Here is a 23,836-nt window from a genome sequence, read left to right on the forward strand (position 1 = left end):
TCACACTTTTTGATGAAAATGACTGAATGTTTTCACGACGAGTTATGTAGACTGGCCGCCGCAATCTAAGAGGCACGTGTACTACATGACTGATATTGAAACCACTTTTGCTGACCTTGGTCTGAATGAAGCTATCCTTGAATCACTGAACGGCATGGGCTACGTCAAGCCATCTCCAATCCAGGCAGAGTGTATTCCTCACCTGCTGGCGGGCCGCGACGTGCTGGGTATGGCACAGACCGGGAGCGGTAAAACTGCAGCGTTCTCGCTGCCCCTGCTGAATAACATTGATAGCAACCTGAAAGCACCACAGATCCTGGTGCTGGCACCAACCCGTGAGTTGGCGGTTCAGGTTGCCGAAGCCGTAACCGAATTCTCTAAACACATGCGCGGTCTTAACGTCGTGGCCCTTTACGGCGGCCAGCGTTACGACGTACAGCTGCGCGCACTGCGTCAGGGACCACAGGTTGTTGTGGGTACGCCTGGTCGCCTGCTTGACCACCTGAAACGCGGCACGTTAGACCTCTCTAACCTGCGCGGTCTGGTGCTGGACGAAGCTGATGAAATGCTGCGTATGGGCTTCATCGAAGACGTTGAAACCATCATGGCTCAGATCCCGGACGGTCATCAGACCGCACTGTTCTCTGCCACTATGCCAGAAGCGATTCGTCGTATTACCAAACGCTTTATGAAAGATCCTCAGGAAGTGCGTATTCAGTCAAGCCTGACTACCCGTCCTGATATCAGCCAGAGCTACTGGACTGCTTACGGTCGTAAGACTGATGCACTGGTTCGTTTCCTGGAAGCGGAAGATTTTGATGCGGCGATTATCTTCGTTCGTACCAAAAATGCGACCCTGGAAGTGGCTGAAGCGCTGGAGCGCAGCGGTTACAACAGTGCTGCCCTGAACGGTGACATGAATCAGGCGCTGCGTGAGCAGACTCTGGAGCGCCTGAAAGATGGCCGCCTGGATATTCTGATCGCCACTGACGTTGCGGCCCGTGGTCTGGACGTTGAGCGCATCAGCCTGGTGGTAAACTTCGACATTCCTATGGATGCTGAATCTTACGTTCATCGCATCGGCCGTACCGGTCGTGCTGGTCGTGCCGGTCGCGCACTGCTGTTCGTTGAGAACCGCGAGCGTCGCCTGCTGCGTAACATTGAACGCACCATGAAGCTGACGATTCCAGAAGTTGAACTGCCAAACGCAGAACTGCTGGGTCAGCGTCGTCTGGCTAAGTTCGCGGCTAAAGTTCAGCAGCAGCTGGAAAGCAGCGATCTGGACCAGTACCGCGCACTGCTGAGCAAAATGCAGCCGGAAGAAGAGCTGGATATGGAAACGCTGGCTGCAGCTCTGCTGAAAATGGCACAGGGCGAACGCCCTCTGATCGTTCCGGCCGATCCGGCTCCACGTCCACGTCGTGAGTTCAAAGAGCGTGACGACCGCCGTGGTGACCGTCCGGACCGTGGTCCTCGCGAAAGCCGTGATGGCGATCGTCCACGTCGTGAGCGTCGTGACGTTGGCGATATGGAAGTTTACCGCATTGAAGTGGGTCGCGATGACGGCGTTGAAGTTCGCCACATTGTCGGTGCAATTGCTAATGAAGGTGATATCAGCAGCCGTTACATCGGTAACATCAAGCTTTTCGGGACTCACTCCACCATCGAACTGCCAAAAGGCATGCCGGGTGACATTCTGCAGCACTTCACTCGCACGCGCATTCTGAACAAGCCGATGAATATGCAGTTGATTGGTGATGCGCAGCCTCGCAGCAACGATCGTGGCGGCGAACGTCGTGGCGGTCCTGGTGCTGGTCGCGGTGGTTTCGGCGGCGGTCGTGAAGGTGGCCGTTCTGAAGGCGGGCGTCGTTTCAGCAATGACCGTGGCGGCGAGCGTCGTAGCGGTGGTTTCAGCCGTGACGGTGGCAACCGTGGCCCACGTCGTGAAGACGGTGCCGCACCAACCCGTCGTCGTGATGTATAATCACTGACTGATGCATAAAAAAAACCAGCCTTCGGGCTGGTTTTTTTATTCCTGCAATTTGCGTCAGAGCGAGTTATTCGCTTCCATCGCCAGAGCAAACGAGTGTTGGCGGGCCTGCTGATCGAAGATCTGTCCGTTGACCATAATTTCGTCTGCCTGAGTTTCACGGATCAGCGAGGCCAGGCCGTGACGGACCTTATCCAGATCGCCCACCAGAGACATGCTCAGCGCCTGCTGAACGCCATACTGTTCGGATGGCGACCAGAAGTTATCCATATTTTCCACCGGAGCCGGTAGCGGGCCTGGCTTGCCGCGACGCAGATTCACAAACTGCTGCTGCATTGAGGTGAACAGGAATTTTGCATCCCGCTCGCTGTCGGCGGCCACGACGTTCACGCAGACCATCGCATACGGCTTTTCGAGTCTGGCTGACGGCTTAAAGTTCTCACGGTACAGATGCAGGGCCTGAAACAACATATCCGGTGCGAAATGCGAGGCAAAGGCAAACGGCAGGCCGAGCTGGGCAGAAAGTTGAGCGCTGTACAGACTGGAACCCAGTAGCCAGACGGGAATTTTCAACCCCAGTCCTGGCACCGGCTGGACAGCAGGCTGGGAGTTTTCTCCGGCATCAAACCAGTCAATCATCTCCTGCACATCTGCCGGAAAATTGTCGATATGTCCGCCCATATGGCGACGTAATGCCATCATCGTGCGCTGATCGGAACCCGGTGCGCGACCCAGACCCATATCGATACGCCCCGGATAAAGAGACTCCAGCGTGCCGAACTGCTCGGCAATCACCAACGGAGAGTGGTTTGGCAGCATCACGCCACCGGAACCCAGGCGCAGGGTAGTGGTATTGGCAGCCAGATAGCCGATCAACACCGAGGTCGCCGCGCTGGCAATCCCGGTCATGTTATGGTGCTCAGCCAGCCAGTAACGGTTAAAGCCGAGTTTTTCAGATTGCTGTGCCAGCGCCAGTGAAGCGTGGAAAGCCTCACGCGCGCTGGCACCCTGTGGAATAGGGGCCAGATCGAGGACCGACAGAGGGACGTTTTTTTTATCAGACATAATCGCTCACTTATTCGGAAGGAATTCGCGCCAGTACAACTACACAGCCTAAGCGATTACAGGTTAACAAGATTGGCAATTTACAGCACTTTTTGATTTTAAATTTATCACGGCAGGGTCAGGCAGAAAGCGGGCCGCAGCCCGCTTCAGCTTTAGTCGACCAGCTCCAGTCCGGGGACCTGACGCCAGTAGCCATTGCACTGCTGATGGGCGATAAGAGGAAGGGGGGCTTTACCCGTTTCATTATCGCGGAAGGCATCAATCAGCGGCAGGGTCTCGGTACCCTGCGGTGAGAAGCGAACGATATCCACCAGCCCCTGCATGGAGATCAGGTCGTTACCCAGGTTATAGCAGTAGCCGCTCATGGTCTGAATACCGTTCAGCACGAACACCTGCTGATCTTCCTGCGAGCGCAGGCTTCTGCCGTGCGGAAAGTTAATGCAGCAGGTCTGGCAGTCATCCTTACCGCGATTCTCTGCCCTTGCGGTAAAGCAACGGGCCGAGAGCGCCAGCGGCAGATAGCCGTAACTCAGTACTTCCACCTCGAACTGCCCGCGGATTTTCAGCTCATCGCACTGGGTTAGCATATTGGAGAGCCAGTCGCGCGACAGCTCAACCGGCATACACCAGCGCATCATGCCCATTTTCAGCAGCATTTTCAGCGTGACGGCGTTATAACAGTTCAGCGCATGACCGGCGACAAACGGCAGCCCTGCTTCGGCCGCCATATTGATGGTCCCCATATCATTGGCTTCAATCAGGAACTCCCCGTTATTGACATAACGTTTCAGCTCGGTCAGCTCGGAAGGTGACTGCACCAGCGCCAGGGTGCTCAGCACCACCTGCTTGCCTGCGGCAGCCAGATCTTTCGCCATCGCCATCCAGTCTGCAACTTTAGTGGCGCGGCGTTTGCTGCAAACTGCTTCACCCAGATAGATAATGTCAGCGTGGCTGCCTGCCGCCGCCTGGTAAAATTCCTGCAGGGTCTCTTTTGGCCAGTACCAGAGCACCGGGCCTACTGAATATTTCATCGTCATTCCTACTGCCATTCACGGTGGTACGCACCCAGCGTGGTCTGCGTCCCTTCACTCAGTGCGCTCAGCGCGTTCATCCAACTTTGTTGGGCAACAAACTCGCCTGGATTAGCCAAACAGCGGTCAATAGCCTGGCGCCAGATGCGGGCAACCTGGCCCACATAGGCCGGGCTGCGCTGGCGGCCTTCAATTTTCACTGAGGCGATGTTTGCCGCCAGTAATTCTGGCAGCAGCTCCAGCGTATTCAGGCTGGTTGGTTCTTCCAGCGCGTGGTAACGCTGATCTTCCACTTTATAACGGCCCTTGCACAGCGTCGGATAACCCGCGTTCTCATTGGCGTCATAGCGATCGATCAGCACCTCGTTCAGCCGCGATTCCAGGCCGTTTTCGGTCTGCTGCCAGCGCACGAAACGGGCTGGGGAGCAGGCACCCACGGTATTGGGGGATTCACCGGTCAGATAAGAGGAGAGGTAGCAGCGGCCTTCGGCCATGATGCACAAACTGCCGAAAGCAAAGACTTCCAGCGGCACGGTGGAGGCGCGGGAAAGCTGTTTTACCTGATGGATCGACAGCACCCGCGGCAGGACCACCCGGGCAACATCAAAATTACGTTGGTAAAACTTCACCGCTTCAGCATTGGTCGCCGATGCCTGCACGGAGACGTGGCGCTCGATATGCGGATAGCGGTTTGCCGCGTATTCCAGCATCGCAATATCGGCCAGGATCAGCGCATCAACACCGGCCGCAGCGGCCATATCTACTGCCCGCTCCCAGCGCTGGTAGCCATCCGGGTGGGCAAAAGTGTTGATCGCAACATGCAGTTTACGTCTATGCTGATGAACGTAGCGGGCCGCTTCTTCCAGCCGTTTTTCGGTAAAATTCAGACCGGCAAAGTGGCGGGCGTTGGTGTCATCTTTCAGACCGATATACACAGCGTCTGCACCATTTTCGATTGCCGCCTTAAGCGCAGGCAGGTTGCCTGCAGGACAAAGCAGTTCCATATAACGATTTCCGGATAAACAGGGAATGGTCGAGTGTAGACAGGCTGGCGATGACAATTTTTGATTTAAGGCAGCTAATGGCGTATTGATGGGGAACGAATTCGCTGACAAAACGCCAGGGTTTGCACATTTTGTTGATCCAGACGCCTGATGTGATTTATCGATATGGCAAAATAGCCGAAATTTATTCGTAAGGAGTAAGAATAGTGTTGAACCTGTTACGTGCCCGGTTAGTCCGTAAAGGCCCGCAATATTTGCGTTTCCCACTGCAGTTTGCTCCCTTTGCCGTCAAAAAACATGTCCTGCAACAGCTACTGAGCTGGCAATTTCATCATGCTTTGGCTGAAGGTGAGTTAAACTTTCTGCAGGGTCGCTGGTTAGGCATTGAGATCCAGGACCTGGGACTGCGCTGGTCAACGACCATTGAGCAGGGAAAATTACGGGTGGAAGATCGTGCTGAGGCGGATGTCTGGTTCCGCGGTGATGCTAACGATCTTCTGCTGGTGGCTGCCCGCAGGCTCGATCCCGATACCCTGTTCTTCCAGCGTCGTCTGGTAATCGAAGGTGACACGGAACTGGGGCTTGAAGTGAAAAATCTGATGGATGCCATTGAGCTTGAATTTATGCCGACGCCGCTGCGCATCGGACTTATGCAACTGGCTGACCTCGTTGAGGCAGGACTGACTGAGGACGCGACTTCCCCGAGGGATCGCGCAGGTGCATCATGTTAATTCGGACGGAAATCGGGGTGGATGCCGCCAGCATCGACGGCTTGCTGCGTCGCAGCTTTGAGACGTCAGCAGAGGCCGAACTGGTTCAGCAGCTGCGTGAAGACGGGCTGCTGACGCTGGGCGTGGTCGCCACCGATGATGAAGGTCAGGTACTGGGCTATGCGGCATTCAGCCCTGTAACCCTGAACGGTGAAGATAATCAATGGGTTGGTCTTGCGCCGCTGGCCGTGGATGAGAGCTTTCGCGGGCAAGAGCTGGGTAAGCAGCTGATCTATGAAGGCCTGGATACGCTGAATGAGTTTGGCTATGCCGCCGTGGTGGTGCTGGGCGATCCTGCTTACTACGGCCGCTACGGTTTCGAACCGGCAGCCCGCCATCAGCTTCGTTGCCGCTGGCCGGGTACGGAAGCCGCCTTTCAGGTCTACAAACTGGCAGACGATGCGTTTGCCTGCACTGAAGGCCACATCGAGTATTCAGCGCCTTTTAACCGTTTTTAAGTGCGCTGAGCCACAGGCTGAGCGAGACGGGCTGGTGGGCAACCAGCCTGATCTTATCATGGCGCTTTAACTGCTTTACCTGATACTCCAGCTTCGATGCGCTGGAGCGATCGCCAGCCTCACAGTGAAACAATAACTCCAGTGGACCCTTGCCGCGCAGGGCTTTGGCCCCTTTTCCAGCCTGATGCTGGGCGAAGCGTCTTGCCACATCATTGGTAATACCGGTATAAAGCACGCCACGGGCGGTGCGCAAAATATAAAGACGCCAGGGCGTCGCGTCGCTTTTGTTCATCCATCCTGCCTGCGTCGATTAAGTCTTTGCAATTGTACCAGCAGTGAGCCAGTCCCTTTACATTTTGTCCAACTGCCGGAAAATGGCTAAACCAGTTTGTTCCAGGGAGGTTTCCATGTCCGATTCTCAGCAACTTCAGGTTATCTCGCGCTATCTGCAAAAGCAGCATGTTCTCTCGATATGCGGCGGTGATCCGGTGTGGTGCGCCAACTGCTACTACATCTTTGATTCAACGAAAACGGCTTTCTGGATTATGACTGAGCAGGACACGCGGCACGGCATCAATTTTGTCAGGCATACGCAGGTCGCCGGCACCGTGAATGGGCAGCCCAAAACCGTGCTGCTGATCAAAGGAGTGCAGTATTCCGGCAGGGTCAGGTTGCTGGAAGGAGAGGAGAAAGTTGAGGCGCGTAAGGCCTATGTGAAGCGTTTTCCGGTGGCGCTGAAGGTGTCCGCGCCGCTGTGGGAGATCCGGTTGGATGAGCTGAAGATGACCGATAATGCGCTGGGTTTTGGCAAAAAGCTGCACTGGAAGCGTGAAGAGTAACCGCATAAGTGGCGATAAAGAGAAGCGGCCAGGCGAACCTGGCCATGGGCATCAGACCATTTCAAGAATACGCAGAGACTCTCGGTTAAAGGCGGGCAGATCCTCCGGTGTCCTGCTGGTCACCAGCCTGTCGTTATCCACTACCACTTCTTTGTCGTAAAAGTCCGCACCGGCATTTTTCAGGTCAATGACGATAGGCTTGACCGCAGTCATTTTACGACCGCGCACCGCATTGGCGCTGATTAACAGCTGCGGGCCATGGCAGATGGCAAACACTGGCTTGCCCAGTGCGACGAAGTTTTTGGTGAAATCCACAAAGCGATCGTCACCGCGCAGGCTGTCTGGTGAGTGGCCGCCGGGGAGCAGCAGGGCGTCAAACTCGGCCGCATGAACATCATCGATATCCCTGTCGATTTTCACTTTCGCCTTTCCCTGCTTACCGGTGACGGTGATACCGGCTTTTTTCTCAATGGTCACCACTTCGTGACCCGCTTTTCGGTAAGCTTCAGCAGGAGAAGTAAATTCTGAGTCTTCAAATTCATCGGTAATCAGGACCGCAATCTTCTTGCTCATCTTTTCCTCCGTTTAATATGCCGTATAACTGCTCTAAGTGTGGTTGGTGATTCTGGAAAATCAAGTTTTCCTGATGAATTGAACTGTATCTTGCTGATTATGCTTGATGTTCATCCTCATGATGATCGCCCGGTGCCTTCGGATTTAAAAAAAGGGCTGACTGCTTAATCGGAATCCAGATCAATTTGTGACGATTTTTTTGTGGATATGATGCTCAGGTCGGGCGTTGCCCGCAGTTATCCGGAGCCTTTAGCATGTCGCAACTCTCTTCATCCCGTGTTGGCAGCCCTGCATTTGTCTGGTGGAAACCGCTGCTGTTTCTGCTGGTGGTGGTTTTTGGCCTGTGGTACGTCAAATGGCATCCCTATTACCTGAAGGCTTTCACCGCAGCCGATACTCACAGCATCGGCAAATCAATCCTGGCTGATACCAGCGGCCATCCTCTGCAGGCGGCCTGGGACTATGCGCTGATCTATTTCCTGGCGGTGTGGAAAGCGGCGGTACTTGGCGTGGTGCTGGGTTCGCTGGTGCAGGTGCTGATCCCAAAAAAATGGCTGCAACGCACGCTTGGGCAGCCACGCTTTAAGGGAACGCTGATTGGTGCACTGTTCTCATTACCGGGCATGATGTGTACATGCTGCGCGGCACCCGTTGCCGCCGGAATGAGAAAGTCTTCGGCCACGGTGGGCGCGACTCTGGCATTCTGGCTGGGGAACCCGGTGCTGAATCCGGCCACGCTGATTTTTATGGGCTTTGTGCTTGGCTGGCAGTTTGCTGCCATCCGGTTGGTGGCTGGCGTGCTGATGGTGCTGGGGATTGCGCTGCTGGTGCAGAAGCTGACGCCGGAGCAGCCTGTGGCAAACGTATTGCCAATCAGAACGCCAGAGGATAAACCGTTTCTGCGCCGCTGGTTTAGTGCGCTTTGGACGCTGTTCTGGAACACCATTCCGCTTTATATCGTGGCCGTGCTGTTGCTTGGCGCAGCCCGCGTCTGGCTGTTTCCGCATGCCGATGGCCTGGTCAGCAATTCGCTGTTCTGGGTGATTGCAATGGCCGTCGCGGGTTGCCTGTTTGTGATCCCTACGGCCGCTGAGATCCCCATTGTTCAGACGATGATGATGGCCGGAATGGGCGTGGCGCCGGCACTGGCGTTGCTGATGACGCTGCCCGCGGTCAGCGTGCCTTCACTACTGATGCTGCACGGTGCGCTTCCGGCCCGCTCGCTGTGGCTGACCGGTGCGCTGGTGGCGCTGAGTGGGGTGATTGTGGGTGCTGCAGGACTGCTGCTAACGTAAATAATGAATAACCTGGTTGCTGCTGCCGCGCCACAGCAGCGCCGGATCTCTTAATTCCTGCTCGAACTTGCCGTCGACCAGCACATTAATCTGCTCCACCACGCGCTGCTGCTCCTGGCTCAGTTCCCCCAGCAGGTAGCCCGTCCACAGCCAGATATCTTTCCCCACGCACTCACGACGCACACGCTTAACCAGCCTCAGAACATCCGCCACGTTGGCCGGATGCAGCGGATCGCCACCTGACAGCGACAGCCCCCGGCGGGGAATGCGCGTATCGTTAAGGTCGGCGATCAGCTGCTCTTCCTGCTGCACGGTGAAAGGGCAGCCTGAGTTCAGTCGCCAGGTGCTCTTGTTATAGCACCCGACGCACTGATGCTCGCAGCCTGCCACAAACAGCGTACATCGGGTACCCGGCCCGTTAACGATATCGACCGGATAATACTGATGAATATTCATCCCAGTTGCCCGGTCGCCATATGCTTGACGCGCCGCTTCACCTCTTCCTGCTTACCGGCGTTGAACGGACGGGCATCCGGGCTGCCCAGATAGCCGCAAACCCGGCGGGTAACCGACACCCGCGAAGGCTCATGATTGCCGCATTTCGGGCAGGTGAAGCCTTTGCTGGTGCAGGAGAACTCGCCGGTGTAGCCGCACTCGTAGCACTCATCAATCGGCGTATTGGTGCCGTAATAAGGCACGCGGCTGTAACTGTAATCCCAGACATCTTCCAGCGCTTTCAGGTTGTGCTGAATATTGGGGTATTCGCCGTAACAGATGAAGCCGCCGTTGGCGATCGGAGGATAGGCTGTCTCGAAGTCGATTTTGTCGTACGGGTTGACCTTCTTCTCCACGTCGAGGTGGAAGCTGTTGGTGTAGTAGCCTTTATCGGTGACGCCGTTGATTACGCCAAACTCGGCGGCATCCAGCCGGCAGAAGCGGTCACAGAGGTTTTCGCTCGGCGTGCTGTAGAGACTGAAGCCGTATCCGGTCTCCTCTTTCCACTCATCCACCGCCTGGCGCAGGCGTCCGACAATTGCCACCGCTTTTTCGCGCAGCTGTTCATCGTCATACAGATGTGTTTTGCTGCCGGTCAGGGCATTGATCGTTTCATGAATGCCGATATAACCCAGTGAAATGGACGCGCGGCCATGCTTAAAGATCTCCGCCACGTTATCGTCCGCTTTCAGCCGAACGCCACAGGCTCCTTCCATATAGAGGATTGGCGCAACGCGGGCCTTGATATTTTCCAGGCGGGCGATGCGGGTCATCAGCGCCTTCTTCGCCAGCAGCAGACGCTGGTCGAGCAGGTTCCAGAACGCAGTCTCATTTCCCCCGGCATCCAGCGCGATACGCGGCAGGTTAAGGCTGATTACGCCGATGTTGTTGCGGCCTTCGTGAACCAGCTTGCCGTCTTCCTCCCACGTGCCAAGGAAGCTGCGGCAACCCATTGGCGTCTTGAATGAACCGGTGACTTTCACCACCTGCTCATAATTGAGGATATCGGGATACATCCTTTTGCTGGCGCACTCTAACGCCAGCTGCTTGATGTCGTAGTTGCTGTCGGCAGGTGAGCGGTTCAGCCCCTCTTTGATGGCGAAAACCAGCTTCGGGAATACCGCTGTTTTATGATTTTTTCCCAGACCGGCAATGCGGTTGCGCAGGATGGATTGCTGCACCAGGCGGGCAGACCAGCTGGTTCCCAGTCCGAAACCAAAGGTGACGAACGGCGTCTGACCATTGGCGGTATGCAGCGTGTTGACTTCATACTCCAGCGACTGGAAGGCATCAAAGCACTCTTTTTCGGTACTGGCGAGGGCATAAGCTTCCGCATCGGCAATCTGCCATTTCAGCGCGGTTTTACGGTGTTTCTCCAGGCTCGCTTCAACAAACGGAGCCAGCACTTCATCAATACGGTTGATGGTGGTGCCACCGTATATGTGGCTGGCGACCTGAGCGATAATCTGTGCGGTGACGGCAGTCGCTGTCGAGATGGATTTCGGCGGCTCGATCTCCGCATTACCCATCTTAAAGCCCTGGGTCAGCATCCCTTTCAGGTCGATCAGCATGCAGTTAAACATCGGGAAGAACGGCGAGTAATCGAGGTCGTGGTAATGGATCTCACCCCGCTCATGCGCCCTTACCACATCGCGCGGTAAAATGTGCTGGGTGGCGTAGTGCCTGGCGACAATGCCCGCCAGCAGGTCGCGCTGGGTTGGGATCACCTTGCTGTCTTTGTTGGCGTTCTCATTCAGCAGGGCCGGGTTGGTCTGCTCCACCAGCCCACGGATCTCTTTATTCAGCTTGCCGCGCAGCTCACGGGCCACGTCGCGGTCGTGGCGGTATTCGATATAGGTACGGGCCAGTTCAGGATAGCGTCCGGCCATCAGGGCATTTTCCACCGCTTTCTGCACATCGTGGATGTCGACGCGCTCCTGCATTTGCAGCTGCTGGCAAATCTGGCTGGTCACCAGCGTGCAGTAATTGTCGTCCTCAATTTCTGCCGCGCGGGCTGCGCCTTTAATCGCATCAAGAATACGCGCTTCATCGAATGCGACCCTGCAGCCGTCCCGCTTAATTACCATCGATACCATCACCGTTCTCCCGCCGCTGTAACTATATGTAGAATGTGACAGGCATAGTAAACGCTATATATGGTGTTTTCGCCTGATATAACTGCGAGTTTCTTGATGTGGAACAAAGATTGAAAAATGGTGGCGTAAAGTTAAACACTTAGCCCTGGAGGAAATTTACCAGGCTTAAACCGGGCAATAATCTGAACGTAACTCGATCGGCTCAGCCTGCCGGAGAGACCTTTTTGGCGGCCAATCGGTGTCACAAGGTTGCATTCATAGCCCCGGAATTCATATTATTGCCTGTTATGCGGAGCACTTATGCCTTTGCCCAGGCCATTCCGGGATACAGTCTGATGCCTTCTGTGACGTACAATGAAAAACAGGTTAGCCGTTGGATCGGTGCGCGCACCGTCGCCAGAGCAGAAGGGCTGGTCGATAAGGTGCAGAATATCCAGTGGCAAAACAACCTGTTAACGGGTGAAGTTCCCGGAAGAAAAATCGAGCCCTTCCAGGTGATGGTGCATTTCAGCCTGCCACAGGGCAAGCTGCATGCCAGCGGGGAGTGTACCTGCCCGGTCAAAAACAACTGTCGCCATGTGGCGGCAGTGATGCTGGCTAATTTGCGCCAGCAGCCTCATGCTGCCCGACTGGAGCCGGTTCCGGAAAATATCTCTGTCGAACCGGTGCCTACATTACGGCTTGAGTCCCGCGCGAAGTTTGTCAGCGGTTTTGGTCGCTATGGCCACCGTCAAAAGCGGCTGGACTTCGCTGCCGTCCATTTCGATTATGCCGGAGTGCGGGTTGCGGCAGGAAGCAGCGGCGACAGCTTCACCGATCTTCACGGCGCACTGTTCCATGTTGAGCGACAGAACGAGCACGAGCAGAACTGGCTGCGTGAGATCAACGCTGCCGGATTGCTGACGATCCCTGCAGGTCATATCTACACCCCGGCATCGGCTCCGCTACCGCCTTCTATTTTTGCTCCTGAATCGCCGACCCAGTGGCGCGATTTTATCCGCGTGAAGCTGCCTGAGCTGCGACGGCGCGGCTGGAAAGTCAGCATGGACGATGACTTCACCTGGAACGTCACCGACATTGAAAGCATCGACGGCCGTGCAGTGCAGGGCGGAGATGGCTGGTTCAACCTTGAAATGGAAGTCAGTATTGGCCGCCGTCAGGTCAGCCTGCAACCGCTGCTGGCCGGGCTGTTCCAGAAAGACCGGCGCTGGCTGTCCGGCGATCTCTCCAGCATCCCGGATAATGAAGTCGTGGAGCTGCGCAGCGATCGCAATGAGCGGCTGCATATCACTGCCGATCGCCTGAAACCGGTAGTGGGAAGCCTGGCCGATGTGTTTGCTCAAAGTGTCAGCGCACCATTGCGTATTGCGCCTTATGAAGCGGGCAGGCTGACGGCATTGAGCTACACCGGTCGCTGGCAGTTTCAGGGCGAGAGCGGCGTATACCAGCTTGCCGAGCGGCTGCGCTCCAGCGAAGGTATCCAGCCTGTCGAACCGCCAGCCGGATTGCAGGCCCAGTTGCGTGACTACCAGCAGCAGGGGCTCAACTGGATGCAGTTCCTCCGGGCACAAGATCTCTCCGGCGTGCTGGCTGATGACATGGGGCTGGGGAAAACTATCCAGACTCTGGCGCACTTGCTGCTGGAGAAAGAGGGCGGCAGGCTTACCCGTCCGGCGCTGATAGTGGTGCCTACCACGCTGGTCTATAACTGGACGCAGGAAGCGAGCCGGTTTGCCCCGGGCCTGAAAGTGCTGGCCCTGACCGGCCCGCAACGCAAAGATTTCTATGACGATATCGGCCAGTATGATGTGGTGCTGACCACTTATTCCCTGTTGTGGCGCGACCAGCCGCAGCTGCTGGGCTACAGCTATCACCTGTTGATCCTCGATGAGGCGCAGTATGTTAAAAACAGCGCCTCCCGCGCCGCCACCGTGATCCGCTCACTCAAAGCCCGTCACCGCCTGTGCCTGACCGGAACGCCGCTGGAAAACCACCTCGGCGAGCTGTGGTCGCAGTTTGACTTTCTGCTGCCGGGCTTCCTGGGCAGTGAGAAACAGTTCACTCAGGAGTGGCGTATTCCGATTGAACGCAACGGCGACCGTGTCCGCCGTGAGCTGCTGGCCCGCCGCGTACGGCCTTTTATGCTGCGGCGGCGTAAGCAGGAAGTGGCAAAAGAGCTGCCGCCGAAGAACACCATTATCCGCTCGGTGGCGCTGGAAGGCTCCCAGCGGGAGCTGTACGAATCGGTACGCAGTGCCATGCAGGAGCGCGTGCGGCTGGCGGTGGAGCAGCAGGGGGCCGGGCGCAGCCATCTGCTGGTGCTGGATGCGTTGCTGAAGCTGCGGCAAATCTGCTGCGATCCCCGGCTGGTAAAAACCGACAAAGCGGCCAAAGTGAAACATTCTGCCAAGCTGGCTCTGCTGCGGGAAATGCTCAGTGATTTGCTGGCGGAAGATCGCCATATCCTGATCTTCTCCCAGTTCACCACCATGCTGACGTTGATTGCCGAAGAGCTGCAAAAGGCGCGTATCCCGTTTGTCACTCTGACCGGCAGCACTCGCGACCGTACCGAGCCGGTGCAACGTTTTCAGAATGGCGAGGTGCCGGTATTCCTGATCAGCCTGAAAGCGGGCGGGGTTGGCCTGAACCTGACGGCGGCGGACACGGTGATCCACTACGATCCCTGGTGGAACCCGGCAGCCGAAAATCAGGCCACGGACCGCGCTTACCGACTTGGGCAGGATAAGCCGGTCTTTGTGTATAAACTGATTGCGGCTGGCAGCATTGAAGAGAAGATTGTCGCGCTGCAGGAGCAGAAGGCTGAGCTGGCAGGCGGCATTCTGGAGGATGAACTGAGTGAACCCACCCAGTTCAGCAGCGATGATCTGGCCGCACTGTTCGGTCCGATGTGACGCTCCTCAGCGTTTCTGGTACCACCACACTGCTTCCCAGGGCCGCAGCATCACTTCTCCCGGCGTTACGTGCGTATCGGGGTAGTTACTGATCAGCACCTCCCAGTGGCCGCTGTAAGCGGGCGGATGCCACACCTGGGTCTCCGGGCTGAAATTGGTCGCCACCACTAACGTTTCATTCTCATAGCGGCGGCAGTAGCACCACAGATAAGCGTGATCCGGTAGCAGGTCGAGATAATCTCCCCACGTCAATATTGGATAGCTTTTACGCAGCTGGATCAGTTGCTGATAGGTATAAAACACCGAATTCAGATCGGCCAGTGCGGCGTCAGCATTAATTGTCTCCATGTTGTCACACATCCCAATCCACGGCGTGCCGGTAGTGAAACCGCCGTTCTCTCCGGCATTCCAGGGGATTGGTGTGCGGCCATTATCGCGGGACTTACTGGCGAGGATAGCCAGCAGATTGTCGCTGTCCCGCCCCTGCGAGCGCAGTTCGGCATACATGTTGTGGCTTTCGATATCCCGGTAGTCGAGGATACGGGTGAAGTGCGGGTTGGTCATTCCCAGCTCCTCACCCTGGAAAATGTAAGGAGTGCCCTGCATGCCGTGCAGCACCATCGCCAGCATTTTCGCTGACTGCACGCGGTACTGGCCTTCATCTCCCCAACGTGAAACCACTCTTGGCTGATCGTGATTACACCAGAACAGCGCGTTCCAGGCCTGGTTATGCATTCCCTGCTGCCAGTGGGTGAAAATTGCCTTCTGAGCCACCAGATCCAGGGGCGTCAGCGTCCATTTCTGGCCGTTATAAAAATCCACCTCAACATGATCGAAGCTGAACACCATCGACAGCTCTTCGCCCTCCAGTGCGCCGTAGCGCTGGCAATGTTCCAGCGTGGCGGAGGACATTTCTCCCACTGTCATCAGCTCGCGCGGACGGAAAACATCGCGGCTCATCTCCTGCATATATTCGTGGATGCGTGGACCGTCAGTATACAGCCGCAGTCCGTCGCCCCCGGGATCGTCCGGGAAATCCTGATGCTTGGAGACCAGGTTCACTACGTCCAGCCGCAGGCCGTCGATGCCGCGATCCGCCCAGAAGTTGACGATCTGCTTCAGCTCGGCGCGCAGGTTCTCATTTTCCCAGTTCAGCTCCGCCTGTTCCTGCGCCCACAGGTGCATATAGTACTGGCCGCTCTCCGGATGCCAGCGCCAGGCGCTGCCGCCAAACTTCGACAGCCAGTTATTTGGCGGTTCACCGGGCGTTCCGTCACGCCAGATGTAGTAGGAGCGATAGGGGCTTTCGCGATCCAGCGCCTCATGGAACCAGTGGTGCTGGGTGGAGCTGTGGTTAAACACCATGTCGAGAATTAACCGCATCCCGCGCCGGTGAGTCTCTTCCACCAGATTATCGAAGTCGTTCAGCGTGCCAAAGATGGGATCGATGGCGATGTAGTTCGCCACGTCGTAGCCATTATCCACCTGCGGAGAAATATAGAAAGGCGTCAGCCAGATAGCATCTACCCCCAGCTCTTTTAAGTAGTCGAGACGCTGGATCACTCCGGCAAGATCGCCCGTTCCACTGCCGGTCGTGTCCTGAAAGCTCTTGGGATAAATTTGATAGATAACGCCGTTCTGCCACCACGGTGGAATTTTAGTCATTGCTCAATCCTGATTCTCAGGTGAAAAGGTCCGTGCGCTGCGATAAAACTCTGACTTTTTTCTTCTTCCCTAAGGTTAGCTATTAACTGGAAAGGTGAAATACCCTGGATGGCCCGGAACGCGAAAAAAATTGTCAATGCGGAAAGGTCATGTCAGTGCTGGCCTGCCATTCAGAGGCAGTCGGTGAAAAAAAGTGAATGGAATCCTTACGATAAACTCGTCACAAATTATTACCCTGTGGACGTGGATGGTCGGATGTAACTTGATGTGTCTTACGAATTATGTTTTATGAGTGTTTTGCCATTTTTGGCCGTCACGCTTCTGGAGAGTCACCTGTGCCCGATTCACTGCGCTTTTCTCTGCTTGCCACCTCCCTGTTCGCTTTTTTTTACAGTTTTGCCACTCCGGCGGGTAATCTGCCGCTGATGCCCTGGCCGCAGCAGGTTGAACAACCTGCCAGCGGAGGCAGCCTGGTGCTGAATAATCGTTTTTCTGTTCAGGTGGAAGGGGACGATCTGCCAGAGGCGTTGCAGCGCTGGCGGCAGCGGATTGGCCTGCAAACCGGCTGGCAGATGATGCCGCAGACCACCGTGCCGGAGCAGCCAACCCTGCTGATTAAGATTGCGAAAAAGGTGGATGCTATCCCGCAGCCGGACAGCGATGAAAGCTACAGCCTGAATGTTGGCAGCCGCGGCATTGAACTGGATGCGGCCACACGGTTTGGCGCGATGCGGGGGATGGAAACGCTATTGCAACTGGTGGAGAACACCGGTAAAGACAGTGAGATCCCTTATGTTGAGATCCACGACAGCCCCCGCTTTCCGTGGCGTGGGATCCTGATCGACTCCGTGCGCCACTTTATGCCGCTGGATACGATCAGACGACAGATCGACGGGATCGCCGCCGCGCGCATGAATGTTTTCCACTGGCATCTGACCGACGATCAGGGCTGGCGCTTTGCCTCCAGCCACTTCCCGCAGCTGCAGGAGAAGGCCAGTGACGGCCTGTTTTATACTCGCGAACAGATGAAAGGGATTGTGCAGTACGCAGCCGATCGCGGCGTGCGCGTGGTGCCGGAGATCGATTTTCCCGGTCACGCAACGGCGCTGGCCGTCGCCATGCCTGAGCTTATCAGCGCGCCCGGGCCTTATCAGATCGAGAGAGGGTGGGGAGTGTTCAAACCGTTGCTCGATCCCAGCAATGAAAAGGCCTATGAGTTTATCGACACGCTGATCGGCGAGGTGACCGAAATTTTCCCGGATCCGTGGATACATATTGGCGGCGATGAAGTGGATGCCACACAGTGGAAGGCGTCGCGGAAGATCCAGCAGTTTATGCAGCAGAAAGGGCTGAAGGATGAATATGCGTTGCAGGCTTACTTCAACCAGCGGCTGGAGAAGATCCTTGAAAAGCATCAGCGCAAAATGGTCGGCTGGGATGAAATTGCCCATCCGGATCTGCCGCACAACATCCTGATCCAGTCCTGGCAGGGTCAGGATGCGCTGGGCGAAGTGACCAAAGATAATTATCGCGGCATTCTCTCTGCCGGTTTTTATCTCGATCAGGTTCAGCCTTCTTCCTATCACTACCGCAATGAAGTTTATCCTGTCGGCCTGAACGGTGAAGACCTGCTGAAAGAGGGCGAGGTGGCTCAGAGCTGGCAGTTCACTATGCCGCGCCTGAAAGGCAACGCGGTGAAGGGCAGCTTTACGCTGATTAACCGTAATAACCACTGGCGCGGCTTTATCGATTTCGCAGGAAAATCACGGCGGATGGTGCATGACATCAGCTGGCTGGCACCAAACCGCATCACCTTCAGCGTGGATACCTGGATGGGCAAGTTCAGCCCGGTGATCACGCTCACGGGTGAGGAGCTGACGGGCTACATGCTGGTGGGCAACGTTCGCTATCCGGCCAGCGGCAACAAGTTGCAGGGCGTACCGGTGGGCATTCAGCCCAGCGTGCCGGACGAAAAACAGATGAAGGATAACCTGCTGGGCGGCGAAGCGGCTCTGTGGGCGGAAATCGTTAACCCGCAGGTGATTGATGTCCGCTTGTGGCCACGCGCTTTTGTGGTGGCCGAGCGTCTGTGGTCGGCGAAAGATGTGATCGATGAGGGCAATATGTACCGGCGTCTGGCTGCGGTGGATCGCTGGTCGACCGTCTCTGTTGGTCTGCAGCAGCATGCCCAGACGCAAACGCAAATGATCCGCCTGGCAAACAGCAGCGACATTGTGCCACTGCAAATCTTTGCTGAAGCGCTGGAACCGGCACAGTATTACACCCGGCAACACCTTAAATTCCAGGCCGGACATTACGACCTGAATGAGCCGCTGAATCGCCTGGCGGATGTGTTGCCTGCGGAGAGCGATAAAGTGCGTGAGCTGAACCAGCAGGTGGATGCGCTGATTACCCACCACAAAGACCGCAAGGCGTTGCAGGCTGTCCGGCATCAGCTCTTGCTGTGGCAGCAAAACATCCCGGCAGTGATGCCGTTGCTGGAGCAAAGCTATCAGCTGAAGCCGCTGGTGTCGGTGGCGGAGCAGGTTCGGGAAATCAGCACCATCGGGCTTTCGCTGGTGGATGCGATGGAAAACGATCGGGCATTTGGCTCACATGACGTGGCGAGAATGCAGGAGAAGCTGGATAAGGCGGCGGTAACGCAGGATGAGGTGGTGATTGCGCTGGTCTCACCGGTGGAAAAACTGCTGCGGTCAGGACAGTAGTGATAGCCTCTCCCGCAGGCGGGAGAGGAACCGGCCTTAGCGACGAACGGCAATCGCTTCGATTTCGATTTTCACATCTTTCGGCAGGCGCGCCACTTCCACGCAGGAGCGCGCAGGGAAGCTGGCGTTGTGCTCGGTAAAGAATGCTTCATAAGCGGCGTTCACCGTGGCGAAATCGTTCAGGTCCTTTACGAACACGGTGGTTTTGACGATATCGCCTACTTTCAGTCCGGCTGCTTCCACAATCGCTTTCACGTTGGCGAGAGACTGACGGGCCTGGGCGGTCACATCTTCGGCCACTGCGCCTGTTTTAGGATCGACCGGGATCTGGCCGGAAGTGATGATCATGCTGCCAAGATCGACGCCCTGTACGTAAGGACCGATGGCGGCTGGTGCGTTTTCGGTGCTGATTTCGCGAGACATAATTTCTCCATGTTAACGGGGTGCAACGGCCCATTATAGGCCGCTGAGTCCTGATTACCAGCTTGCCAGCACCACGTGATGGGCAAACTCTTTCTCACAGTATTTGCACTTTAAGTGCACGTCATTATTACGCTTTTTCACCGCGAAGCTGGAGTTCACCGGCTCGCTGCGGCTGATGCAGTTGCTGTTTGGGCAGGTCAGCACGCGCTCGATATTGTCCGGCAGCGTCGGGGCAATTTTGCCCACCACATCGTAATTATCAATGCGGTTAACCGTGGCGTGCGGGGCATAGACCGCCAGCTGATTGATCTGATCGTCAGTCAGAAAGGTGTTTTCAATCTTGATCAGATCCTTGCGTCCCAGTTCGCCGGAAGGCAGGTTCAGGCCGATGGTGATGCGCTGATCGGTTTCCGTCAGGCGAAACAGCGACAGCAGCTTAAAGCCAATCTGTGCCGGGATGTGGTCGATAACCGTGCCGCGTTTAATCGCTTCGACCTGCAGTTTATTGTCTTGAGTCATTGTCAGTTCCTCTACAGATCCATTTCGCTGAGTACCAGTGCCAGAATTGCCTGGCGCGCATAGATGCCGTTACCGGCCTGCTGGAAGTACCAGGCGTACGGCGTTTTATCGACGTCGGGGGTGATTTCATCGATACGTGGCAGCGGGTGCAGCACCTTCATGGTTTCGCGGGCACCCTCAAGGTCGGCCGCTCGCAGAATAAATTGCGCCTTCACATTGGCGTATTCGGACGGGTCCAGACGCTCTTTCTGTACGCGGGTCATGTACAGAATATCCACCTGTGGGATCACCTCTTCGATGCTGTCATGACGGCTCCAGGCAATGCCTTTTTCGTCCAGCATATCGGTGATGTAGGCAGGCATCGCAAGCGCATCCGGAGCGATAAACATAAAGCGGTTGCCGTCGAACTTCGCCAGCGCCTGCGTCAGAGAATGCACGGTACGGCCATATTTCAGATCACCGACCATGGCGATATTCAGGTTGCTCAGGCGGCCCTGGGTTTCGCGGATGGTGAACAGATCGAGCAGGGTCTGAGTGGGATGCTGGTTAGCTCCGTCACCGGCGTTAAAGATTGGCACATCGGTGGAGAATTCCGTCGCCAGTCGCGCAGCTCCTTCCTGTGGATGGCGCATGACGATGGCATCCACATAGGTGCTGATCACCGAGATGGTGTCTGCCAGCGTTTCGCCTTTCTTGCCCAGAGAAGTGTTGCTGCCGTCTGCAAAACCCACCACGGAAGCCCCGAGGCGATGCATCGCCGTTTCGAAGGACAGTCGGGTTCGCGTTGAGGCTTCAAAGAAACAGCTGGCCACCACAATGTGTTTTAACAGCTCCGGCTGCGGATTGGCTTTCAGGCTGGCGGCAGTGTCCAGCACCAGCTCCAGCTCCGCACGATCGAGATCGTTAATCGAAATAATATGTTTTTTATACAGCGGATTCGCCATCTTCTCTCTCCTCAGCCCCGTGACTTGCAAACGGACAAAAAAAAAGCCCCTCATTGAGGGGCTTTTTTTTATGATCGGTGACGCCAGGTAAGGAAAAACGGTGCTGCCCGCCTGCGTTGAGGCGCGTCTGGACGACAATGTCAGCAGTGTTTAACAACATACTTCCTCCCGGCAAACGGGGGGAATTATACGCATTTACTGGCCTGCGGCAAGGAAAAATCACCCGCAGAGTAATCGTTTGCCGGCCGTTAATCAGACAGCTTTGCCAGCGTGGCTACCATCACCGCTTTGATGGTGTGCATGCGGTTTTCAGCCTGATCGAACACTACGCTGTGAGCGGATTCGAACACTTCATCCGTCACTTCCATGCCGCCATGCAGATCGTATTGTTCGGCCATCTGCTGGCCCAGCGTGGTCTGCTCGTCATGGAACGCTGGCAGGCAGTGCAGGAATTTAACCTGCGGGTTGCCGGTCAGTTTAAGCATCGCGCTGTTCACCTGGTAAGGACGCAGCAGGGCAATACGTTCCTGCCAGACTTCCTTCGGTTCGCCCATCGACACCCAGACATCGGTATAAATGAAATCAGCCCCGTTCACGCCTTCGGCAATATCTTCGGTCAGGGTAATTTTGCCGCCTGTTTTCTCCGCCGCCAGACGACATTCGGCAACCAGTTCCGCGTCCGGCCAGCAGCCTTTCGGCGCAACCAGGCGCAGATCGAGGCCAACCAGCGCTGCGGCTTCCATCATAGTGTTGCCCATATTGTTGTGCGCGTCGCCCACGTAGGCAAACGTCATCTCGCTGAAGGCTTTCTCCGGCAGATGCTCCTGCATGGTCAGCAGATCGGCCAGCAGCTGGGTAGGGTGAAACTCATTGGTCAGGCCGTTCCACACCGGTACACCGGCGTGTTCCGCCAGTGACTCAACCAGCACCTGCCCGTGACCGCGATACTGAATACCGTCATACATCCGGCCCAGCACCCGTGCGGTATCTTTCATCGACTCTTTATGGCCAATCTGGCTGCCGCTCGGGCCGAGCCAGGTGACGTTAGCGCCCTGATCGTATGCGGCAACTTCGAAAGAGCATCGGGTACGGGTCGAGTCTTTTTCGAAGATGAGCGCGATGTTCTTGCCTTTCAGGTGCTGAATTTCCTCGCCATTTTTTTTATCAGTCTTGAGCGTGGCGGCCAGCGCCAGCAAAGCAGTGATTTCTGCGGGGGAAAAATCGAGCAGCCTGAGAAAGTGGCGTTGATGTAACTGACTCATAAAGCACTCCGGATGGGTTTTTTTGAATTAAAATTCAATTTAACCGTATGAATATTCATTTTCAACCCCGGCGCACAGAAACTTTTGTATAAAGGTAGTGACGGGAAGGGCACTGTGGGAAAATAGCGTTCAGAGATGCCACACACAGAGGAACGGATCATGGCAAATGAAGCATTGCTGGAAGAGCAGCGTGAAGAGACGCGGCTGATTATTGAAGAGCTGTTGGATGATGGCAGTGACCCGGACGCGCTCTATACCATCGAACACCACCTCTCCTGCGACAGTTTCGACGCGCTGGAAAAGGCGGCGGTAGAAGCGTTCAAAATGGGTTACGAAGTAACCGAGCCGGAAGAGCTGGAGCTGGAGGATGGCAGCAAAGTGATGTGCTGCGACATTCTTAGCGAAGCGGCGCTGAACGCCGAGCTGATCGACGCGCAGGTTGAGCAACTGGTCGATCTGGCTGGCAAGTTCAACGTCGATTACGACGGTTGGGGCACTTATTTCGAAGATCCGGATGCCGAAGATGAAGACGAAGACGGCGAGTATATCGACGAAGAGGATGATGGCACCCGCCATTAATCGTTGCTGAGCGACCCGGGGGGCGGATTTTTCCGCCCGTGTCGGTGGAAATCCTTCCGTCCGGCTCCTTATTTGCCCAAAATTTCACTCTTTTCTTCCTCTTTCTACGGATTGCCTGACCGCATGAACACCAATCATCTCCTCGCCCCCATTCACGCTTTTCTACATTGCCGCACGCCTCAGGCGTGGATCGACGAGGCCCGCAAGCCGGAAAATCTGCCATTGCTGCTGACGGATCATCTGGTCTGTGAGCTGAAAGCGGCCCAGACCGCCATGTGGCTGATCCGCAAATACGTGGCGGAGAAAGAGAGCGGTGATGCGTTGCTGGCGTGGCTGAAGCCGTGGGAGCAGTTTATTCACAGCGAGAATGCCGACCTGACTTTTCTGGAGCAGCATAAAGGGCTGTCGAAAGCGGTGATCGGCCGTGCTGACGTGGAGTATGGCGACGCGCTGGTGGATAAAATGGTGCTGCTAATCAAAGAAGAGCTGCACCACTTTTATCAGGTGCTGGAAATTATGCAGGCACGTAACATCCCCTATATCAAAATTACCGCCAGCCGTTATGCCAAAGGGCTGCTGCGTGAGGTGACGACCCACGAGCCGCAAACGCTGGTGGATAAGCTGATTTGTGGTGCCTACATTGAGGCTCGCTCCTGTGAGCGTTTTGCCAGCCTGGCGCCTTGTCTGGATGACGAACTGGCCTCCTTTTACCTTTCGCTGCTGCGTTCCGAGGCCCGCCATTATCAGGATTACCTGGCTCTGGCCGCACAGGTTGCTCCGGGGGATATTGCCCATCGGGTGAGGAAAATTGGTGAGACGGAAGCGAAGCTGATCACTGAGCCGGATAATGAACTGCGCTTTCACAGCGGTGTTCCGGCGTGGTGAATTCTTCTTAATTTTTCTATTATGTTGTTATTAAAAAGAGTAACACTTCACCTCCCAGTTAACATTAATTCTATTTTCTGAACTCAGATTATTTAATTTGCGCAGCGGATCACAATTGTCAAATATGGCTTTGGTGCCTGAATCTGCATTGTGTATATTTCTGACTGAACATCAGGATTGTTACCTCGGGCAAAACCTGATCCACAAAACTTAGTTATCTGACTGAGTTTTTGGATCGGGTTTTTTTTGTATTAAAAAAGTCCCATTCCGCTATGCCATTAAAGAGTCCCGTAGACAATCTTCTT

General features: G+C 55.8%; 23 protein-coding genes. 10 read left to right on the top strand and 13 right to left on the bottom strand.

The window, feature by feature from the left end; all coding sequences use genetic code 11:
- Positions 1 to 12 precede the first annotated feature (12 nt).
- Both yrbN and GSQ70_RS08215 read left to right on the top strand, forming a co-directional pair.
- Positions 13 to 69 (top strand): protein YrbN, encoded by a 57-nt coding sequence (yrbN, locus tag GSQ70_RS26360; RefSeq protein ID WP_106382000.1) that lies wholly within the window; start codon positions 13 to 15, stop codon positions 67 to 69.
- Between the two features lie 16 nt (positions 70 to 85).
- Entirely contained in the window at positions 86 to 1,984 is a 1,899-nt protein-coding gene (locus GSQ70_RS08215; RefSeq protein WP_158782094.1) for a DEAD/DEAH family ATP-dependent RNA helicase, read from the top strand.
- Between the two features lie 63 nt (positions 1,985 to 2,047).
- On the opposite strand, the gene GSQ70_RS08220 is transcribed toward GSQ70_RS08215, so the two are convergent.
- From GSQ70_RS08220 to GSQ70_RS08230, 3 genes are all read right to left on the bottom strand, one after another.
- The gene (locus GSQ70_RS08220; protein WP_158782095.1) at positions 2,048 to 3,055 is read right to left on the bottom strand and encodes a luciferase-like monooxygenase; all 1,008 of its coding nucleotides are present in this window, start codon (positions 3,053 to 3,055) and stop codon (positions 2,048 to 2,050) included.
- Positions 3,056 to 3,207: 152 nt separating this feature from the next.
- Positions 3,208 to 4,086: a U32 family peptidase gene (locus GSQ70_RS08225; protein WP_158782096.1), complete on the bottom strand. Its 879-nt coding sequence runs from the start codon at positions 4,084 to 4,086 to the stop codon at positions 3,208 to 3,210.
- An 8-nt stretch (positions 4,087 to 4,094) separates the two neighbouring features.
- Positions 4,095 to 5,090, bottom strand: coding sequence for a peptidase U32 family protein (locus GSQ70_RS08230; protein WP_158782097.1), 996 nt, complete (start codon positions 5,088 to 5,090; stop codon positions 4,095 to 4,097).
- Between the two features lie 206 nt (positions 5,091 to 5,296).
- Between GSQ70_RS08230 and GSQ70_RS08235 the strand changes: the two genes are divergently transcribed.
- Complete coding sequence (locus GSQ70_RS08235) at positions 5,297 to 5,821, top strand: SCP2 domain-containing protein (RefSeq protein WP_158782098.1); 525 nt, start codon at positions 5,297 to 5,299, stop codon at positions 5,819 to 5,821.
- Positions 5,815 to 6,318, top strand: coding sequence for a GNAT family N-acetyltransferase (locus GSQ70_RS08240; protein WP_158782099.1), 504 nt, complete (start codon positions 5,815 to 5,817; stop codon positions 6,316 to 6,318). Before GSQ70_RS08235 ends, GSQ70_RS08240 begins: the two co-directional genes overlap by 7 nt.
- Here the strand turns inward: GSQ70_RS08240 and GSQ70_RS08245 are convergent.
- Complete coding sequence (locus GSQ70_RS08245) at positions 6,305 to 6,610, bottom strand: GIY-YIG nuclease family protein (protein ID WP_158782100.1); 306 nt, start codon at positions 6,608 to 6,610, stop codon at positions 6,305 to 6,307. The genes GSQ70_RS08240 and GSQ70_RS08245 overlap by 14 nt on opposite strands.
- 115 nt (positions 6,611 to 6,725) lie before the next feature.
- Here GSQ70_RS08245 and GSQ70_RS08250 point away from each other — a divergent pair, with 115 nt between their 5' ends.
- The gene (locus GSQ70_RS08250; protein ID WP_158782101.1) at positions 6,726 to 7,157 is read left to right on the top strand and encodes a YhbP family protein; all 432 of its coding nucleotides are present in this window, start codon (positions 6,726 to 6,728) and stop codon (positions 7,155 to 7,157) included.
- A 51-nt stretch (positions 7,158 to 7,208) separates the two neighbouring features.
- Here the strand turns inward: GSQ70_RS08250 and GSQ70_RS08255 are convergent, their stop codons facing one another.
- Positions 7,209 to 7,730: a type 1 glutamine amidotransferase domain-containing protein gene (locus GSQ70_RS08255; protein ID WP_158782102.1), complete on the bottom strand. Its 522-nt coding sequence runs from the start codon at positions 7,728 to 7,730 to the stop codon at positions 7,209 to 7,211.
- Between the two features lie 254 nt (positions 7,731 to 7,984).
- Here GSQ70_RS08255 and GSQ70_RS08260 point away from each other — a divergent pair, with 254 nt between their 5' ends.
- Positions 7,985 to 9,025 (top strand): permease, encoded by a 1,041-nt coding sequence (locus tag GSQ70_RS08260; protein ID WP_158782103.1) that lies wholly within the window; start codon positions 7,985 to 7,987, stop codon positions 9,023 to 9,025.
- On the opposite strand, the gene nrdG is transcribed toward GSQ70_RS08260, so the two are convergent.
- Both nrdG and nrdD read right to left on the bottom strand, forming a co-directional pair.
- Positions 9,017 to 9,481, bottom strand: a complete 465-nt coding sequence (gene nrdG / locus GSQ70_RS08265) for an anaerobic ribonucleoside-triphosphate reductase-activating protein (RefSeq protein ID WP_158782104.1) — start codon at positions 9,479 to 9,481, stop codon at positions 9,017 to 9,019. The two genes, GSQ70_RS08260 and nrdG, sit on opposite strands and share 9 nt — an antisense overlap.
- Positions 9,478 to 11,616, bottom strand: coding sequence for an anaerobic ribonucleoside-triphosphate reductase (gene nrdD, locus GSQ70_RS08270; protein ID WP_158782105.1), 2,139 nt, complete (start codon positions 11,614 to 11,616; stop codon positions 9,478 to 9,480). The genes nrdG and nrdD overlap by 4 nt, the downstream gene beginning before the upstream one ends.
- 335 nt (positions 11,617 to 11,951) lie before the next feature.
- Between nrdD and GSQ70_RS08275 the strand changes: the two genes are divergently transcribed.
- The gene (locus tag GSQ70_RS08275) at positions 11,952 to 14,528 is read left to right on the top strand and encodes a DEAD/DEAH box helicase (RefSeq protein WP_158782106.1); all 2,577 of its coding nucleotides are present in this window, start codon (positions 11,952 to 11,954) and stop codon (positions 14,526 to 14,528) included.
- Positions 14,529 to 14,534: 6 nt separating this feature from the next.
- Here GSQ70_RS08275 and treC read toward each other — a convergent pair whose 3' ends face one another.
- Positions 14,535 to 16,193, bottom strand: a complete 1,659-nt coding sequence (gene treC, locus GSQ70_RS08280; RefSeq protein WP_158782107.1) for an alpha,alpha-phosphotrehalase — start codon at positions 16,191 to 16,193, stop codon at positions 14,535 to 14,537.
- 335 nt (positions 16,194 to 16,528) lie between these two features.
- Between treC and GSQ70_RS08285 the strand changes: the two genes are divergently transcribed.
- Positions 16,529 to 18,919: a beta-N-acetylhexosaminidase gene (locus tag GSQ70_RS08285; protein WP_233268256.1), complete on the top strand. Its 2,391-nt coding sequence runs from the start codon at positions 16,529 to 16,531 to the stop codon at positions 18,917 to 18,919.
- 36 nt (positions 18,920 to 18,955) lie between these two features.
- Here the strand turns inward: GSQ70_RS08285 and ridA are convergent, their stop codons facing one another.
- The 5 genes from ridA to argF form a co-directional block, all read right to left on the bottom strand.
- Complete coding sequence (gene ridA, locus GSQ70_RS08290; RefSeq protein ID WP_158782109.1) at positions 18,956 to 19,342, bottom strand: 2-iminobutanoate/2-iminopropanoate deaminase; 387 nt, start codon at positions 19,340 to 19,342, stop codon at positions 18,956 to 18,958.
- 54 nt (positions 19,343 to 19,396) lie between these two features.
- Positions 19,397 to 19,861, bottom strand: a complete 465-nt coding sequence (pyrI, locus tag GSQ70_RS08295) for an aspartate carbamoyltransferase regulatory subunit (protein ID WP_158782110.1) — start codon at positions 19,859 to 19,861, stop codon at positions 19,397 to 19,399.
- Positions 19,862 to 19,872: 11 nt separating this feature from the next.
- Positions 19,873 to 20,805 (bottom strand): aspartate carbamoyltransferase, encoded by a 933-nt coding sequence (gene pyrB, locus GSQ70_RS08300; RefSeq protein ID WP_158782111.1) that lies wholly within the window; start codon positions 20,803 to 20,805, stop codon positions 19,873 to 19,875.
- The gene (locus GSQ70_RS08305; protein WP_158782112.1) at positions 20,786 to 20,965 is read right to left on the bottom strand and encodes a hypothetical protein; all 180 of its coding nucleotides are present in this window, start codon (positions 20,963 to 20,965) and stop codon (positions 20,786 to 20,788) included. The genes pyrB and GSQ70_RS08305 overlap by 20 nt, the downstream gene beginning before the upstream one ends.
- An 88-nt stretch (positions 20,966 to 21,053) precedes the next feature.
- Positions 21,054 to 22,067 (bottom strand): ornithine carbamoyltransferase, encoded by a 1,014-nt coding sequence (gene argF / locus GSQ70_RS08310; protein ID WP_158782113.1) that lies wholly within the window; start codon positions 22,065 to 22,067, stop codon positions 21,054 to 21,056.
- A gap of 159 nt (positions 22,068 to 22,226) precedes the next feature.
- Here argF and rraB point away from each other — a divergent pair, with 159 nt between their 5' ends.
- Entirely contained in the window at positions 22,227 to 22,646 is a 420-nt protein-coding gene (gene rraB, locus GSQ70_RS08315) for a ribonuclease E inhibitor RraB (protein ID WP_158782114.1), read from the top strand.
- 123 nt (positions 22,647 to 22,769) lie between these two features.
- Entirely contained in the window at positions 22,770 to 23,531 is a 762-nt protein-coding gene (miaE, locus tag GSQ70_RS08320) for a tRNA isopentenyl-2-thiomethyl-A-37 hydroxylase MiaE (RefSeq protein WP_158782115.1), read from the top strand.
- Positions 23,532 to 23,836: the final 305 nt, after the last annotated feature.

It is taken from the genome of Pantoea sp. BAV 3049, assembly GCF_009765445.1.
GTDB lineage: Bacteria > Pseudomonadota > Gammaproteobacteria > Enterobacterales > Enterobacteriaceae > Erwinia.

Excerpts from the sequence above, each read along its gene's own strand:
- nrdG (WP_158782104.1), bottom strand. The coding sequence starts at position 9,481 with ATGAATATTCATCAGTATTATCCGGTCGATATCGTTAACGGGCCGGGT.
- argF (WP_158782113.1), bottom strand. The coding sequence starts at position 22,067 with ATGAGTCAGTTACATCAACGCCACTTTCTCAGGCTGCTCGATTTTTCC.
- GSQ70_RS08250 (WP_158782101.1), top strand. The coding sequence starts at position 6,726 with ATGTCCGATTCTCAGCAACTTCAGGTTATCTCGCGCTATCTGCAAAAG.
- GSQ70_RS08220 (WP_158782095.1), bottom strand. The coding sequence starts at position 3,055 with ATGTCTGATAAAAAAAACGTCCCTCTGTCGGTCCTCGATCTGGCCCCT.
- miaE (WP_158782115.1), top strand. The coding sequence starts at position 22,770 with ATGAACACCAATCATCTCCTCGCCCCCATTCACGCTTTTCTACATTGC.
- pyrI (WP_158782110.1), bottom strand. The coding sequence starts at position 19,861 with ATGACTCAAGACAATAAACTGCAGGTCGAAGCGATTAAACGCGGCACG.
- GSQ70_RS08215 (WP_158782094.1), top strand. The coding sequence starts at position 86 with ATGACTGATATTGAAACCACTTTTGCTGACCTTGGTCTGAATGAAGCT.
- GSQ70_RS08255 (WP_158782102.1), bottom strand. The coding sequence starts at position 7,730 with ATGAGCAAGAAGATTGCGGTCCTGATTACCGATGAATTTGAAGACTCA.
- ridA (WP_158782109.1), bottom strand. The coding sequence starts at position 19,342 with ATGTCTCGCGAAATCAGCACCGAAAACGCACCAGCCGCCATCGGTCCT.
- GSQ70_RS08260 (WP_158782103.1), top strand. The coding sequence starts at position 7,985 with ATGTCGCAACTCTCTTCATCCCGTGTTGGCAGCCCTGCATTTGTCTGG.
- pyrB (WP_158782111.1), bottom strand. The coding sequence starts at position 20,805 with ATGGCGAATCCGCTGTATAAAAAACATATTATTTCGATTAACGATCTC.
- GSQ70_RS08305 (WP_158782112.1), bottom strand. The coding sequence starts at position 20,965 with ATGTTGTTAAACACTGCTGACATTGTCGTCCAGACGCGCCTCAACGCA.
- treC (WP_158782107.1), bottom strand. The coding sequence starts at position 16,193 with ATGACTAAAATTCCACCGTGGTGGCAGAACGGCGTTATCTATCAAATT.
- GSQ70_RS08230 (WP_158782097.1), bottom strand. The coding sequence starts at position 5,090 with ATGGAACTGCTTTGTCCTGCAGGCAACCTGCCTGCGCTTAAGGCGGCA.
- rraB (WP_158782114.1), top strand. The coding sequence starts at position 22,227 with ATGGCAAATGAAGCATTGCTGGAAGAGCAGCGTGAAGAGACGCGGCTG.
- GSQ70_RS08240 (WP_158782099.1), top strand. The coding sequence starts at position 5,815 with ATGTTAATTCGGACGGAAATCGGGGTGGATGCCGCCAGCATCGACGGC.
- nrdD (WP_158782105.1), bottom strand. The coding sequence starts at position 11,616 with ATGGTATCGATGGTAATTAAGCGGGACGGCTGCAGGGTCGCATTCGAT.
- GSQ70_RS08245 (WP_158782100.1), bottom strand. The coding sequence starts at position 6,610 with ATGAACAAAAGCGACGCGACGCCCTGGCGTCTTTATATTTTGCGCACC.
- GSQ70_RS08275 (WP_158782106.1), top strand. The coding sequence starts at position 11,952 with ATGCCTTCTGTGACGTACAATGAAAAACAGGTTAGCCGTTGGATCGGT.
- GSQ70_RS08225 (WP_158782096.1), bottom strand. The coding sequence starts at position 4,086 with ATGAAATATTCAGTAGGCCCGGTGCTCTGGTACTGGCCAAAAGAGACC.